Below are 14,692 nucleotides of genomic sequence, written 5' to 3'. Positions count from 1 at the left end.
GGGCTATGGACAAATATAAGGATTATGCAGAAAGCCTAACAATTGTTAGCCTATTGTTTCCTGTATAAAAACAAAAAGCGTTTTTGGCCTGTTTTCATGAAAACAAGCCAAAAACGCTTCTATGGGGTAATAGGTTACCTATTTCTTTTCTACTTCTTCAATGGTGCCGGCCTTCTCCACCGTGTTGGCGTTCTTCACCTTGGTGGCCTCTTTCACGTTCTCTGCCTTGTCTACTTTAGTGCCGCCGCCAATGAGGGAGAAGTGCACGTAGCGCTTAGGATTGGCTTTCAAATCCATGAGCAGGGCGTTCAGGCTGGCGCTGGAGGCGTTGAGGTTGCGGTACAGAGAGTCATCGTTCATGAACTTGTTCAGAGATCCGTTGCTTTCATTGAACCGCTTCATGGCCAGTTGCGCCTCGGTCACGGTGGCGTTCATGTTCCGGATGGTTTGGTTCATGGTCTGCACATCAATGGTGTCTGTGATCTCATTAAGGTTAGACGCCAGTTGGCTGAATTTCTTCTCTGTGTTCTGCAGTTGCGCGGTAAGCTGGGCCAGGTTGCCGGCAATCTGGTTGATGTTGCCCTGGTTGGCCATGGTCATGGCCCTAATGGCTTCTGAGGTGGCCTCAGCGTTCATTAAGATGGATTGAATGCTGCGCTTGGCGTCTTTGTCCAGGAAGGAATTTAACCGGATGAGGGTAGAGTCTACGGTGTCCAGCACTGGCATGGCCCTTGACGCAAACAAGTCTGTGATGCTTTCCTTCACAAACGGAATAAGGTTCTCGCCTCCATCATACTGCCGCTTGTTCTGGCCCATGTACAGTTCTATGGCCTTGCCGCCCAGCAAATCTGAGCTCACCAGCATGGCCACCGTTGAGTCACCAATCTGGATGTCTTCATTGATTTCTACGGTCACCACCACCTGGTTGCCTTTGGCGGGCTGCAGGGTCATTTCCTTCACAATGCCCACGTTGAGGCCGTTCAAGATGACGGGGTTGGACACCGTAAGGCCCGACACGCTTTTATAAGTGACGTAGAACGTACGCGAAGAGGAAAAGACGCTGGAGCCTTTTAAGAAGAGGAAGCCCACGTAGAGTGCTGCTACGGCTACAAGGCCCAGCAACGCTACTTTGAGTTCTTTGGATAAATTCACAGTTTGGGGTTGGTTAGTTCATGGCCTCGAGTTCTTGCTTGTACTCTTTGAAGGCCCGGTATATGCCTGAAGCCATATACGATTGGTTGGATTTATCGTTGAGGAACTTCTCCTCCGTAGGATTGGTCAGGAATCCTATTTCAATGAGGGCGCTGGGCATGGCAGATTTCCACAACACCAGAAAGCCCGCCTGCTTCACGCCTCTGCTGGAACGACCCAACTTGCTTTTAAATTGTTTTTCTACCTTCTGGGCAAACCGAAGGCTGTTGTCAATGTACGCGCTTTGGTACAGGCTGAACAGAATATGACTCTGCGGCGAGTTGGGATTGAAGCCGCCGTAGTTCTCTTTGTAGTTGTCTTCCTGCAAGATTACGGAGTTCTCCCGCTTGGCCACGGCCAGGTTGCCGTTTGACGTGTGCAGCCCCATGGTGTAGGTTTCTGTGCCGTAGGCAGCACTTGGCCCCGAGTTGCAGTGGATGGAAATAAATAAGTCCGCGTGATTTTTATTGGCAATGCCGGCGCGGTCTATCAACTCCACAAAGGTGTCATCTTTGCGCGTATAGATTACCTTTACGTCGGGGTTGTTCTGTTCTATCTGCTTGCCTAGTTGCAAGGCTACGGCCAGGGCCACGTGTTTTTCGTAGGCAGACTTACCATTGCACCCCACATCTTTGCCGCCATGGCCGGCGTCTATCACCACAGTGCGCACGGCTACCTCTTTCCGTTTAGCTGGCGTAAAGGATGGGAGAAGCAAAAAAACAAGCAGGCAACCGGAGACAATATTTTTCACGAGTATCGTTAGTTAAAAGCTATAGTTAATAACTTTGTACTAATAAGTACAAAACAACAAAAATTCTACTTGAATCAGAAGCGATCCCTCCAGTTTTTAGCAGTTGCCCTCCTGGTTCTAGCTGCCGTATTCACCAGTTTGGAGGGTATGGCCCAGGTTCGTCCGGCCCGTCCAGACTCCCTTTCTGTGTCTGTCAAAGACACGGCCAAGGCCCGTACAGGTGCCATTGAGACCACTATCAATTATAAGGCCAAAGACTCCATCAGGTATGACGCCATCAGCCAGATCATGCATTTGTATGGCCAGGCCCACATTGATTATGGAGAGATTGCCCTGGACGCCGCCTACATCCAGATCAGCTGGAAAACCAATACCCTCACTGCAGAAGGCCTTTTAGATTCTGCCGGCGTACTCCAGGAGAAGCCCCTGTTCAAGAACGGGGCCGAGACCTACCAGGCCCAGCGCATTGTCTACAACTACAAAACCAAAAAGGGGAAAGTCTCTGGCGCCGTGACCACGCAGGGCGAAGGTTTCATTCATGCGGAGACCATCAAGAAAAACGAGCTCAATGAGATTTACGGCCGCCACGCGCGGTACACCACCTGTAATCTGGAGCACCCGCACTTTTACATAAAGGCCTCCAAGATGAAGGTGATTCCCAATGACCGTGTGGTGGCCGGGCCTTTTCATTTGGTGTTTGCAGACGTGCCCACGCCCATCGGGTTTCCGTTTGGGTTCTTTCCCTCTCCTCAGAAACGCGGTTCGGGCATAATTATTCCCTCCTTCGGCGAATCAGTGCAACAGGGCTTCTACCTGCGCGAAGGTGGCTTTTACTGGGCCGTGAATGATTACATGGACATGCGCTTTACCGGTGACATCTATTCGCTGGGCGGGTATGGCGTGCAGGTGCAGTCACAATACATTAGCCGCTACAAGTTCAATGGTAACTTCAGCCTACGCCACTCCTACACCAAAGGCGCCGAGAACCTGAACGTGGCCCGCCTGGATGAAGAATACAGACTCTCCGGAGACTCCAGGGACATTTGGATCAACTGGAGCCACCAGCCCATTACCAGACCGGGTAAAGGACAGTTTTCTGCCAGTGTGAACGCGGGTAGCCAGTTCTTTAACCAGCGCAACCCTACCAGCGCGCAGCAGGCCTTGAGTCCGGCGTTTAACTCCAACGTTTCTTACCGTAAGAGCAGCCCCAACTCCCCTATCAATTATGGCATTAACCTATCTCAGAGCCAGAGCCAGGGAGTAAACACCTACACGTACAAAACCAAGGAGGGAAAGGACACCACCATTACAGAAGCCGCACAGGTGATGAGTTTTGTGTTGCCAGACATCAGCTTGGGCGTAGCCAGCCAAAGCCCCATTGAGTGGTTTGGCGGCACCTTGACGGGTCGCTGGATTGAAGGCATACGCATTGGGTATAACCTTACCGCCCGCCAGAACGTGACCAACACTATTTCTAAGGGTGGTAACGCCGGCTATCCTTTCTTTGATTCAGAGAGAAGAGACACCACGCTGGCCATCAATGGCACCAACCTGTCTGAGATCTTCAGGAACGCCCGCCTAACCGTTAACCATGACATTCCCATCACCCTGGGGACCATTAATCTGTTCAAGTATTTTAAGCTGACGCCCAGCGTATCTTACAACGAGAGCTGGTTTACCAAGAAATTCACGTACAGCTCCATTCCAAATTCAAATCTGCTCAAGATAGACACGGTGAGCGGCTTCCATAGGGCGTACCAATATTCAGGTGGGTTGTCTTTTACCACCAACGTGTACGGCATCGCCAACTTCAAAGGCAAAAAGGTACAGGCCATCCGGCACACCCTTACGCCAAACCTTGGCTATAGCTTCAGACCGGACTTCGGGCGGCCTGAATTTGGGTTTTACCAGCGCGTGCAGAGTGATGACCGGGGCAACACCCAATTACTTTCCCGTTTCCAGGGATTGGAAGGAAACGTGCCCGCCCCCGGCCTGACCAGCGCCTTGACCTTTGGCATTGACAACAACGTGGAGATGAAAGTAAAGACCGAAGGTGACAGCGCCGGCGGCTTCAAGAAAGTGAGTTTGATTGACCGCTTTGCCATACGCTCTGCCTACAACTTTGCCGCCGACTCGTTCAAGCTCTCCAACATCAACATTGACCTGAGCACGCGTCTGTTCAACAGCTTCCCGCTGACGGCCGGCGCCATCCTGGACCCGTACCAGTATGACCAGAACAACCGCAGAATTGACCGCCTGCTGGTAGAAGAGGGAGGATTTAACTTTGCCAGAATCACCAGCCTGTACTTTAACACCAGCTTTGAACTGAACCCCTCGGCCCGCAAGCAACAACAAGACTCCAAAGTTCCACCGCCCACCAACCTGCCCAGCCTGCAGCGCGATTTGACCGCCGCCGACTACGTAGATTTTAATATCCCGTGGACGCTGGCCATTGATTTGACCTCCAACTTTGGCAGAAGCCTGGAAGACAACCGTCTGGAAAACGTGGCCACCTCTGCGGGGATCAACGGTTCTGTGACGCTCACAGAAAAGTGGAATTTCACGTACACCACCAACTATGACTTCAAGAACAAGATGTTGAGCTATACCAACATCTCTATCATGCGAGACCTACACTGCTGGCAAATGTCCATCAACTGGGTACCGTTTGGACCGTACCAGATGTACAACATCAGCATTAACGCCAAGTCCTCTATTCTGCAAGACCTGAGAATACGCAGGACCGGAAGCGCCAACCCTTATAGGTACCAATAGAAACGAAAAAGCCACCACACCGGTGGCTTTTTCGTTTTTGGGCTGTTTTCTGAAAAACAGGGCAAAAACGCTTTCTAGTGCCAAGGTTCTTTTTATACCTTTGCTTGTAGCCTACATTAACAGGCGGGAGCGTATGTCAGTACAGAAAGAGGTAAAGATTGTCACCACCCACCAGCTGCACACCATGAAGGAGCGCGGCGAAAAGATCTCCATGCTCACGGCCTATGATTTCTCCATGGCCACCCTGCTGGATGCCGCCGGCACAGACGTGTTACTGGTGGGCGACTCTGCCTCTAACGTGATGGCCGGCCATGAAACCACGCTCCCCATCACGCTGGACCAGATGATCTACCACGCCTCTTCTGTGGTGCGCGGCGTGAAAAGAGCCTTTGTAGTAGTAGACTTGCCGTTTGGCTCCTATCAAGGAAACTCTTCTGAGGCCCTGCGCTCTGCCATTAGAATCATGAAAGAGTCTGGTGCGCACGGCGTCAAGCTGGAAGGCGGCTTTGAGATCAAAGATTCCATCACTCGCATCTTGAGCGCCGGAGTACCGGTCATGGGCCACCTGGGCTTGACCCCGCAGTCCATTTATAAATTTGGGACTTACTCCGTACGCGCCAAAGAAGAGGCCGAGGCCGAGAAACTCATGGAAGACGCCCGCTTGTTACAAGAGCTGGGTTGCTTTGCCATTGTGCTGGAGAAGATCCCATCCAGCCTGGCCAAGCGCGTTGCCGCTGAGTTGCACATCCCCATCATTGGCATTGGTGCCGGTCCGCACGTAGACGGCCAAGTCTTGGTGATTCATGACTTATTGGGCATTACCAAGGAATTCAAACCGCGTTTCCTGCGCCGCTACGCCGAACTCCACGAGACCATCACCAACGCCGTGGGCAATTATATCAAAGACGTAAAATCCCTCAACTTTCCCACTGAAGAAGAAGCCTATTAATTGTTGATTGCTAATTGTTGATTGCTTTTTAAAATAACAACCAGCAATTAGCAATACAATCCGATTTTCGCCTCTTTTCCAGAAAATAACCCAAAAACGCCAATGCCTGCTCCTGCCCTAGACGTTCTGTTTGAAGACAACCATGTGTTGGTGGTCAACAAGCCGAGCGGCATGTTGGTACAAGGCGATGAGACCGGCGACAAGCCTTTGTCTGAACTGGCCAAGGAGTACGTCAAAGAGAAGTACCAGAAGCCGGGCAACGTGTTCATGGGCGTGGTGCACCGCCTGGACCGGCCCGTGAGCGGAGTGGTCTTACTGGCGAAAACCTCCAAAGCGCTGGCCCGCCTAAACGAGCAGTTCAGTTCCCGCAAGACGCAGAAGGTATACTGGGCAGTAACCCTGCGCGCGCCGCAGCCCGAAAGTGGCACCTTGGTGCATTGGCTGGTGAAAGACGCGGCCAGAAACATCACCAAAGCCCATCCCTCAGAACGGCCCGGTAGCCAACGCGCCGAACTCAGCTACTCTTTATTAAAAAGCGCCGCCCACAAGTTTCTGGTAGAAGTTCGTCCTGTGACGGGAAGGCCACACCAGATACGCGTTCAGTTGGCTTCGCTCAAATGCCCCATCCTAGGCGACCTCAAATACGGGGCTCCAGAGCCGCTTCCCAACAAAAGCATTTGCCTGCACGCCCGTGAGCTGGGTTTTGAACATCCGGTGTCTAAGGAATGGATCGCCGTGCAAGCCCCTCCTCCCCGCATTGCGGCCTGGCAACCGTTTCAGCCTTAGAGAACAAATTCACCTTTTAGAAGCATTACCCTTCCAAAGATGACTTTCATCATTATCTTGTAATTTCTGGATGTGATTTTACGGCCTTTCCTTTCAGGTTCGTAGCTTTGTGAACTTTAATACCTGCCGGCTGTTAAGCAATTGCCGTCCGCTGGCAACATTACACCATCACAACCTCTATGATTATCCTCATTTTCTTTGTAGTCCACTGGTACTTGTCTCTGTTTGTACAGACGTTTTACCTGCATCGGTACGCCGCCCACAAGATGTTCACCATGAATATGTTCTGGGAAAAATTCTTCTTCCTGTTAACGTATGTGAGCCAAGGTTCTTCTTACCTGTCGCCAAGGGCGTATGCCATCATGCACCGCATGCACCATGCGTTCTCAGACACTGAGCGCGACCCGCATTCCCCGCACTTCTCCAGCAACGCCTTTACCATGATGTGGAAGACCAAGAACATCTACAATGATTTCTTGAACAACCGCACTGAGCCCGAAGAGAGATTTGACGGCAACTACCCTACCTGGCGCGCCCTAGAAAACATTGGCGACCACTGGGGCTCACGTCTGGCCTGGGGTGTGATTTACGTGTTAATTTATATCAACTACGCCGAGTTCTGGTGGATGTACCTGCTCCTGCCCTTGCATTTCTTGATGGGTCCGTTGCACGGCGCCATCGTGAACTGGAGCGGCCACAAATACGGCTACCAGAACTTTGACAACAATGACAAGTCCAGAAACTCCCTTTTCTTTGACTTCTTGACCGGCGGCGAGCTGTTCCAGAACAACCACCACAAACTGCCTAACCGCGTTAACTTCGGGGTGAAGTGGTGGGAAGTGGACCCAACCTACCCGGTGATCTGGACGCTTGACAAGATTGGCATCATTAAATTGAAGAAAGCCACCGTCCGTTCTTAAGCAGAAAAACGTTATAGAAACGCCTCAGCATCAAATGGTGCTGAGGCGTTTTGCTTTAACACTGGTTGTTAAAACTAGCTGGTCTGGATTTGCAATCCCGAGCTATTGGAAAGCGGATTTGTAATCCGCCTACGGACAAGTGCCTTCATTAAGCCCGCACGGGGATTACAAATCCGCTTTTCAGTGCTTCCGGATTGCATATCCGGAAGAGCATCTGGCTGGAGGCTGGATTACTCATCCAATTATTCCTTCATCCTAACCTTCTCCCTGAGGGAGAAAAAACCGCGCTAACGCCGGTTTTAGCCTGATTTCCAGAAAAGAGCCCAAAAAAGGAAATTAGAAGCCGTCATCTTCACATTTCCATATCTGCACATCTCCAAATCAACTAGCACATCAGCACATTGTTAATTAGCACATTACAAATCATTAGCAGTTTGTTAGAAATTGCCGTATCTTTGCACCCCAATGCCGGACGGGTTCCGGCGCTTTAACAAAACTAGTTATGCCTGTTAAAATCAGACTGGCCCGCAGAGGCCGCAAAAAAGCAGCTATGTACGACATCGTAGTAGCTGATTCTCGTTCACCACGTGATGGTCGTTTCATCGAGAAATTGGGTACGTACAACCCACAAACCAACCCTGCCACTATCAACTTCAACGAAGACAAAGCGTTGGATTGGGTATTGAAAGGCGCTCAACCAACTGACACTGTGAAGGCTATGCTTTCTTACACCGGTGTTATGTTCAGAAAGCACTTGCAAATTGGTGTAGCGAAAGGTGCTGTTACTCAGGAGCAGGCAGATGCCCGTTACCAAGAGTGGAAAGACGCCAAAGACGCTAAAATCACTGGCAAGAAAGAGCAATTAGGTTCTGACAAGGCTGCTAAGAAGAAAGCTGCGCTTGAGGCTGAAGCTAAGGTGAACGAAGCCCGTGCTGAAGCTATCCGTTTGAAAAACGCTCCTGCTCCTGAGCCAGAAGCTGTTGTAGAAGAAGAAGCTCCAGTTGCTGAGGCTGAGACTGCTACAGAAGAAGGTGCTACTGAAGCCCCTGCTGCTGACGCTACAGAAGAGCAAGCTTAATTTTACGGCCATGACGTTAGACGCATGCTTCCAGTTGGGGTATATCGTCCGGACGCATGGCACCAAGGGCCAGGTAGTCGCGTTCTTTGACGTTGACTTCCCGGAAGAGTACGATGAATTGGAATCAGTTTTCCTGTTGATTAACGGGAAGCTGGTTCCTTTTTTCATTGATGACCTCAATCCGCAGGACAAAGGCAAAAGCATCCTCAAGTTTGAAGATGTGGACACCGTGGTGCAAGCCGAGAAGTTGAAAGGCACCAGCCTCTACCTTCCGCTAAAGATGCTACCGGAGTTGAAAGAAGACCAGTTCTACTTCCATGAAGTGATTGGCTACACCGTGGTGGACAGTGTGCTGGGAGACCTGGGAACGGTGGAAACCTTCTTTGACCTACCTGCGCAAGACCTGTTGGCCATGCAGTACCAGGGTCATGAAATCCTCATCCCGGTAAACGACGAGGTCATTCAAAGAACAGACAAGGCAGAGAAGAAGCTGTACGTGACCCTGCCCGAAGGCCTGTTGGACGTGTACACCAAGCCTTCCAACAGAATGGAAGAAGAGCCACCTATTGCGGGTGAAGAGGACGACGACGATGACGCGGTTTGACATCATCACCTGCCAGCCTAGTTTACTGGACGGACCCTTCAGCCACTCCATCTTAAAGCGTGCCCAGGACAAAGGCCTGGTGGAAGTTCATCTGCATGACCTACGCGCCTACGCCATCAACAAACACGGTCAGATTGATGACTATGCGTTTGGCGGCGGGGCGGGCATGGTCTTGATGGTAGAGCCTATTGCCAAGTGCATTAGAGAACTGCAGGCCCAGCGCAGCTATGACGCGGTCATTTACATGACCCCAGACGGCCAGACGCTAAACCAGGCAACCTCCAACCGCTTGTCTCTGCTGGAGAACATCATCATTCTCTGCGGTCATTACAAAGGCGTGGACCAGCGCGTGAGGGACATGTTTGTGACCCATGAGATAAGCATAGGCGACTATGTTCTGTCTGGTGGCGAACTGGCCGCGGCCGTGTTGGCAGATTCTATCATCAGAATCATACCCGGCGTGTTGAATGATGAGAGCAGTGCCTTGTCAGACTCCTTTCAGGACAACCTGTTGGCGCCGCCGGTGTATTCCCGGCCCGCTGACTTTGAGGGACATGGCGTCCCGGAGATTCTTCTTTCTGGCAATACCCCTAAAGTAGAGGAGTGGCGCTTTGAGCAGGCAGTACAGAGAACCCGCGAACGCAGGCCTGATTTATTGCCCGAAGAATAAATTTATTACTACTTGATTTACAATTACAAAAATTACGTCTATATTTGCACTCCGAATTTTGAGATAAAATAGACACTATATTATAGTCATGAGCGATTTAATCAAATTAGTAGAGCAGGAATTCACGGATAAGCGTGCGTCTATTCCTTCTTTTGCTGCTGGCGATACCGTGAACATTCACGTGAAAATCCGTGAGGGTAACAAAGAGCGTATCCAGCAATTCCAAGGCGTGGTTTTGCAACGCAGAAACTCTGGTGTAAGCGAGACTTTCACTGTAAGAAAAGTGTCTAACCAAATCGGTACAGAGCGTATTTTCCCGCTTCTTTCTCCAAACATCGAGAAGATTGAGGTTATCCGCAGAGGTAAAGTAAGAAGAGCTCGTCTGTTCTACTTGAGAGGCCTTTCTGGTAAAGCTGCTCGTATCAAAGAAAGAAGAGGATAGGACCATATCCAATTGGTTTTCCCATAGTTTTAGTTCTGAAAAAAGCCGGTTTAACCACCGGCTTTTTTTATGCCCATACTTTTTGGCTGCTGCTTGTTGATTGCTGGTTGTTAATTGCTGATTGTTTTTACCAATGTTGGCAATGATGATTCCCCCTTCGAGGAGGGCGAGGGGGTGTTTACACTGCCAAATAAATCAGGAGAAGAAAGCAATGTGCAAGAGACAAGGCAGTGCCTGGTCTCTACGACAATCTCCAACGCCAACCCTCCTCCTAACCTTCTCTTTCAGAGAGAATGAACCAGACCATCGTTTTTGGCCTGATTTCCAGAAAACAGCCCAAAAACGGCGGCAAAGGCATCAGGTTACAGAGTTTCTGCGTAGACTTGGGTTCCATTACCAAATTGAACCACAGAACATGCAACAGAACCGTTGGAGTTTAGAAGGCCGCAGAGCCCTGGTCACGGGCGCCACCAAAGGCATAGGAGCCGCCATTGCCGAGGAACTATTGATGTTGGGCGCCGAAGTCCTCCTAGTAGCTCGTAAGGAGTTGGAAGTTAATCAGGCCGTGGTAGATTACCGGGCCCGAGGCCTCAAAGCCTCGGGCATGGTAGCGGACGTGAGCATAGCCGCCGACCGTCACAACCTCCTTCAATTGATTCAGAATACCTGGGGCGGCTTGGATATCTTGGTCAACAACGTAGGTACCAATATCCGAAAGAAGATCCAGGAATACAGCCCAGAAGAATACAGCTTTCTGTTGCAGACCAACCTCACCAGTGCGTTTGAGTTGTGCCAGCATGCCTTGCCGTTGTTGCAGAAGTCGCCGCAGGGCAATGTGGTGAACGTGTCTTCGGTGGCTGGTTTAGGCCATGTGCGCACGGGCGCTATCTACGGCATGACCAAAGCAGCCTTAATCCAGCTGTCTAAGAACCTGGCCGGCGAATGGGCACCCTACGGCATACGCGTGAACTGCGTGGCGCCTTGGTACATCAGAACGCCTTTGGCTGAAACCGTATTACAAGACCAGGACTACCTGAAAAGCGTGTTAAGCCGTACGCCTCTCAATGTGATTGGCAACCCAGAGGACGTGGCCGGAGCCGTGGCTTTCTTATGTATGCCCGCGGCGGCCTATATCACGGGGCAGTGCATCGCCGTAGACGGTGGCATGAGCGTGAACTACTTCTCTTAAGAACCCGCAAATATTTAAAAACGGAAAGCCCTTGCAATAAGAGTATTGCAAGGGCTTTCCGTTTTTGGCTTCTTTTCTGGAAATCAGGCTAAAAACGCCTATCCTGGAAGCATGCTTTTCAAGGCTTGATAGTAGTTTTTCAGCGCGTGCTCATTCGTGTGCAGAAACAAAAAGGGTTCAATCAGCTCTAGTTCCATGAGTTGCAACTCCTCTCCCACCACTATGCCGTCTACGCGTGCGTACAGACAGCCTTGGGCAAATTTGTCCACCAGTTTCTGGGCTTGGCTCAATAGGTGCGCAGGGGCCATCTGAGGATGGATGGTACCGCCAAAGAAGTGCTGCACTCTAAAATCTCCGCTCTTGGCAGATTTGAGTAAGGTATGGCTATATTTCCCCCCGAAGAACAGAAACGACCATTCCCCTTCTTCCTGAATCTGGGGCATGAACGGCTGGGCCAGGAAATCTTCTGTAGCGGTCAGCTCCTGAATCTTAGGCAGCTCAGCGGCTGCCTGTTCTTTGGTAACAATGAACGTGTTCTTGGCGCCGCCACTTACGGTTGGTTTCACAATGAGTTTATCCGTACTAAACCGAGTGTAGAGGTCCTCGAGATTAATCTCTGTTCCTCTTTTGAGCAAGGCAGAAGGGACTACGGGCAGGCCAGCCTTCTCAATTTCTAAAAGGTAGTGCTTGTCTGTATTCCAGCGCACAATGTCTATGGGGTTGAGCAGGCGCACGCCCAGTCCTTCTATTTTGTCCAGCCACGCCATAAACTCTTCAATGCGGTTAAAGTAGTCCCACGGCGATTTAAGGATGGCCACCTCATATTGCTGCCAGTTGACGGCTGGGTCATTCCAAACCTCCACGGTCAGGTCCAGGCCTTTAGAAGTAAGGTAGTCTACCAACACGCTGTCTTCACTGCTGCTCAAAGAGCCGTAGCTGTGCAAATCTGAATAGGTTACTAGTGCGAGTTTCAAAAGAGGAATGTCTTAGAAGTAAAATGGATGAACGCCCCTCTTTTCCTAATCAAATCAAAAAACAGGAAGGAGGCATAAAAAGCGCTTTGTTTTTGGCCTCTTTCCACAGAAACAGGCCAAAAACGAAGCGCCGAAATTACAGAAAATTACTTGGAAGCGCTCTTCTGCAACGGGTTATTCAGGTAATCAACGGCCATGTAGGCTAAGGTGCGCATGCCTAGTTTCATACCGCTCTCATCAATCATGAAATCTGGAGTATGGTGCGCCGGAATCTTGTTAGGGTCCATCCCTTTCGGCATGCCGCCCACAAACAGATATACCCCTGGTACTTGCTGTTGGAAGAACGCGAAGTCTTCTGCTCCCGTCACCGCCTTGGTCAGTTTCACGTTTTCCTTTCCGGCGGCTAGCTCAAGACTTGGCAACATGTGGGCAGTAAGCAATTCATGGTTGTAAGTGACCGGGCATTGCTCTGTAATTTCAACCGTAGCCGTAGCGCCGGCGCTGGCGGCAATGAGTTCAGCGGTGCGCTTTAAACGCGTGTGCAGTTCCTTCTGCATGTCAGTGTTGAGCGCTCGGATGGTGCCAATCATTTCCACTTCCTCCGGGATGATGTTAGAGCGCACGCCACCATGGATGGCGCCCACGGTAATGACCGCGGCATCTTGCGTGATTTCCATCTGACGGCTCACGATGGTTTGAATGCCGTTGATGATCTGCGCCGACACCACAATCGGATCAATACTGGCCCAAGGATACGCTCCGTGCGCCTGACGGCCCTTTATCTTGATTTTGAAGTTATCTGAACTGGCCATGGTGCCCTGTGGCTTGTACTTCAAGGTACCCACTTCTGTGGCTGAATTGATGTGCACGCCAAAAATAGCGTCTACCTTCGGGTTGGTGAGCACTCCTTCCTTCACCATGAGTTTGGCGCCGCCCTCCTCGCCTAGGGGCACGCCTTCCTCAGCGGGTTGAAAAATGAATTTGATGGTACCGGCAATGTCTTTCTTGTTCTGGGTCAGGATTTCGGCGGCACCCATGAGCATGGCTATGTGCGTGTCATGGCCGCAGGCGTGCATCACCCCTACTTGTTGGTTGTTGTAGGTAGTCTTCACTTTAGACGCGAAGGGCAGGCTGTTGCGTTCGGTCACGGGCAGGGCGTCCATATCGGCGCGAAGGGCTACCACGGGGCCGGGCTGGCCACCTTTCAAAATGCCTACCACTCCAGTTTTCGCTACGCCAGTCTGCACTTCCAGGCCTAAGGATTTTAGGTGTTTGGCAATCTTTTCGGCGGTCTTAAACTCCAGGTTTCCCAGCTCTGGGTTCTGGTGAAAGTCTCTTCGCCATTGAATGACTTTGGGCTCAATCTTATCGGCTAGTCGGTCTATCTGGGCATGCAGGTCGTTGGTTTGCGCGAAGGTTAGCGATGGAACAATTAAAAGTCCGGTAGCCAGCGTGCAAAGGCTTAGTTTCTGTAAAAGCGTCATGGAGAGGTTGTTCGGTTTGGTGGTGTTTCCAGAAAAATAAGTCAAAAACGATTAACATGGAAGTAAAAGAAAGAAAGTATGGCGAGCGCTGGAATCCTTGGCGGGAAAGGTGTAAGTTTATAGGAGGCGCAATGGTTTCAAAAATTCCCCCGTTCTGTACTTGAGCCTGGCCGGCACCCTTACCTCGCTTGCTTTACTTTGAAAGGACTCGCTTTCCTTATGAAATACTTTTTCTCTTTCTGCTTGGTGCTATTCATGGCGTTGAGCAGCTGTACCACCAATTACCAGGATGTGCCCGCCTTCACCGAGACCAAACAATGGCAGGCGGTGATTGTGACGCCCGCCGGTTCTACCGAACCGCAGCGCTATGATGCCAGCCAAAAGAAATTCCTACCCCAAACCGAGGCCGGCCAACCTAAAAAACTGGATTTTCTGCCATCTCTGGGCAATGAAGGCTTTATTCCCAGCACTCTGGTGGACTCGGTGAAAGGCCGCCCTGCTGCCCCGCTTCCGGTGTTGGTGCTGTCCAATCAATTGAAACAGGGCACGGTACTGGAGATTCTGCCCATGGGCGTGCTGGTCTTGGAACGCAACGGCGAGTTGTATCATCTGATCGTAGCCATACCGGCAAGACCTAGCGAACAAACTATTTCAGCGCACAACTACCTGGACTTTTCGGGGCGCTACCCCGCGGTGAAGACCATTCTGCAAAACTGGTACCTGAACGTGGACCGCCAACAACCTACCCGCCTGATGGGCTGGAAAGACGAGGCCTTCGCTGAAAAGCTGATTCAGCAGTGGATTCAATAACTAAATAGCAGATTTGTACGAATAGCAAAGGGATGCCAGAGGTGATACGGCCTTTGGCATTTCTATGTA

At 50.9% G+C, this 14,692-nt stretch carries 14 protein-coding genes; 10 read left to right on the top strand and 4 right to left on the bottom strand.

The features are described 5' to 3' along the window. Nucleotides 1-138: 138 nt before the first annotated feature. Both GU926_RS16030 and GU926_RS16025 read right to left on the bottom strand, forming a co-directional pair. Entirely contained in the window at nt 139-1,152 is a 1,014-nt protein-coding gene (locus GU926_RS16030) for an MlaD family protein (RefSeq protein WP_160693639.1), read from the bottom strand. Between the two features lie 13 nt (nt 1,153-1,165). After that, entirely contained in the window at nt 1,166-1,906 is a 741-nt protein-coding gene (locus GU926_RS16025; RefSeq protein ID WP_232058363.1) for an N-acetylmuramoyl-L-alanine amidase family protein, read from the bottom strand. A gap of 105 nt (nt 1,907-2,011) precedes the next feature. On the opposite strand from GU926_RS16025, the gene GU926_RS16020 reads away from it, so the two are divergent. From GU926_RS16020 to GU926_RS15980, 9 genes are all read left to right on the top strand, one after another. Further along, entirely contained in the window at nt 2,012-4,717 is a 2,706-nt protein-coding gene (locus tag GU926_RS16020; RefSeq protein WP_160693637.1) for a putative LPS assembly protein LptD, read from the top strand. 133 nt (nt 4,718-4,850) lie between these two features. Beyond that, nucleotides 4,851-5,666, top strand: a complete 816-nt coding sequence (panB, locus tag GU926_RS16015; RefSeq protein ID WP_160693635.1) for a 3-methyl-2-oxobutanoate hydroxymethyltransferase — start codon at nt 4,851-4,853, stop codon at nt 5,664-5,666. A 102-nt stretch (nt 5,667-5,768) separates the two neighbouring features. Next, the gene (locus tag GU926_RS16010) at nt 5,769-6,452 is read left to right on the top strand and encodes an RluA family pseudouridine synthase (RefSeq protein WP_160693633.1); all 684 of its coding nucleotides are present in this window, start codon (nt 5,769-5,771) and stop codon (nt 6,450-6,452) included. Between the two features lie 179 nt (nt 6,453-6,631). Then, nucleotides 6,632-7,372, top strand: a complete 741-nt coding sequence (locus tag GU926_RS16005; protein WP_160693631.1) for an acyl-CoA desaturase — start codon at nt 6,632-6,634, stop codon at nt 7,370-7,372. A 502-nt stretch (nt 7,373-7,874) separates the two neighbouring features. Next, nucleotides 7,875-8,450, top strand: a complete 576-nt coding sequence (locus GU926_RS16000) for a 30S ribosomal protein S16 (protein ID WP_160693629.1) — start codon at nt 7,875-7,877, stop codon at nt 8,448-8,450. Nucleotides 8,451-8,460: 10 nt separating this feature from the next. Beyond that, on the top strand, nt 8,461-9,054 hold the full coding sequence (gene rimM / locus GU926_RS15995) for a ribosome maturation factor RimM (protein WP_160693627.1): 594 nt from the start codon (nt 8,461-8,463) through the stop codon (nt 9,052-9,054). Continuing rightward, on the top strand, nt 9,041-9,724 hold the full coding sequence (gene trmD / locus GU926_RS15990) for a tRNA (guanosine(37)-N1)-methyltransferase TrmD (protein WP_160693625.1): 684 nt from the start codon (nt 9,041-9,043) through the stop codon (nt 9,722-9,724). The genes rimM and trmD overlap by 14 nt, the downstream gene beginning before the upstream one ends. A gap of 88 nt (nt 9,725-9,812) precedes the next feature. Further along, nucleotides 9,813-10,166 carry a 50S ribosomal protein L19 gene (gene rplS, locus GU926_RS15985; RefSeq protein ID WP_160693623.1) on the top strand — a complete coding sequence of 118 codons (354 nt, stop codon included), beginning with the start codon at nt 9,813-9,815 and terminating at the stop codon, nt 10,164-10,166. Nucleotides 10,167-10,581: 415 nt separating this feature from the next. Next, nucleotides 10,582-11,355 (top strand): SDR family oxidoreductase, encoded by a 774-nt coding sequence (locus GU926_RS15980; protein ID WP_160693621.1) that lies wholly within the window; start codon nt 10,582-10,584, stop codon nt 11,353-11,355. Nucleotides 11,356-11,453: 98 nt separating this feature from the next. Here the strand turns inward: GU926_RS15980 and GU926_RS15975 are convergent, their stop codons facing one another. Together GU926_RS15975 and GU926_RS15970 are read right to left on the bottom strand one after the other, a co-directional pair. Continuing rightward, nucleotides 11,454-12,329 carry an ATP-grasp domain-containing protein gene (locus GU926_RS15975; RefSeq protein WP_160693619.1) on the bottom strand — a complete coding sequence of 292 codons (876 nt, stop codon included), beginning with the start codon at nt 12,327-12,329 and terminating at the stop codon, nt 11,454-11,456. A gap of 146 nt (nt 12,330-12,475) precedes the next feature. Beyond that, nucleotides 12,476-13,813, bottom strand: a complete 1,338-nt coding sequence (locus GU926_RS15970; RefSeq protein ID WP_160693617.1) for an amidohydrolase — start codon at nt 13,811-13,813, stop codon at nt 12,476-12,478. 219 nt (nt 13,814-14,032) lie between these two features. Here GU926_RS15970 and GU926_RS15965 point away from each other — a divergent pair, with 219 nt between their 5' ends. Next, nucleotides 14,033-14,623, top strand: a complete 591-nt coding sequence (locus GU926_RS15965) for an inorganic diphosphatase (RefSeq protein WP_160693615.1) — start codon at nt 14,033-14,035, stop codon at nt 14,621-14,623. Nucleotides 14,624-14,692 lie beyond the last annotated feature (69 nt).

It is taken from the genome of Nibribacter ruber (genome assembly GCF_009913235.1).
Classification (GTDB): domain Bacteria; phylum Bacteroidota; class Bacteroidia; order Cytophagales; family Hymenobacteraceae; genus Nibribacter; species Nibribacter ruber.
This window is presented reverse-complemented; position numbering and strand designations above follow the sequence as displayed.

What these genes read in the sequence shown, in the direction of transcription:
- GU926_RS16005 (WP_160693631.1), top strand. Translation starts at nt 6,632, where the DNA reads ATGATTATCCTCATTTTCTTTGTAGTCCACTGGTACTTGTCTCTGTTT.
- rplS (WP_160693623.1), top strand. Translation starts at nt 9,813, where the DNA reads ATGAGCGATTTAATCAAATTAGTAGAGCAGGAATTCACGGATAAGCGT.
- GU926_RS15980 (WP_160693621.1), top strand. Translation starts at nt 10,582, where the DNA reads ATGCAACAGAACCGTTGGAGTTTAGAAGGCCGCAGAGCCCTGGTCACG.
- GU926_RS16000 (WP_160693629.1), top strand. Translation starts at nt 7,875, where the DNA reads ATGCCTGTTAAAATCAGACTGGCCCGCAGAGGCCGCAAAAAAGCAGCT.
- GU926_RS15970 (WP_160693617.1), bottom strand. Translation starts at nt 13,813, where the DNA reads ATGACGCTTTTACAGAAACTAAGCCTTTGCACGCTGGCTACCGGACTT.
- GU926_RS16010 (WP_160693633.1), top strand. Translation starts at nt 5,769, where the DNA reads ATGCCTGCTCCTGCCCTAGACGTTCTGTTTGAAGACAACCATGTGTTG.
- panB (WP_160693635.1), top strand. Translation starts at nt 4,851, where the DNA reads ATGTCAGTACAGAAAGAGGTAAAGATTGTCACCACCCACCAGCTGCAC.
- rimM (WP_160693627.1), top strand. Translation starts at nt 8,461, where the DNA reads ATGACGTTAGACGCATGCTTCCAGTTGGGGTATATCGTCCGGACGCAT.
- trmD (WP_160693625.1), top strand. Translation starts at nt 9,041, where the DNA reads ATGACGCGGTTTGACATCATCACCTGCCAGCCTAGTTTACTGGACGGA.
- GU926_RS15965 (WP_160693615.1), top strand. Translation starts at nt 14,033, where the DNA reads ATGAAATACTTTTTCTCTTTCTGCTTGGTGCTATTCATGGCGTTGAGC.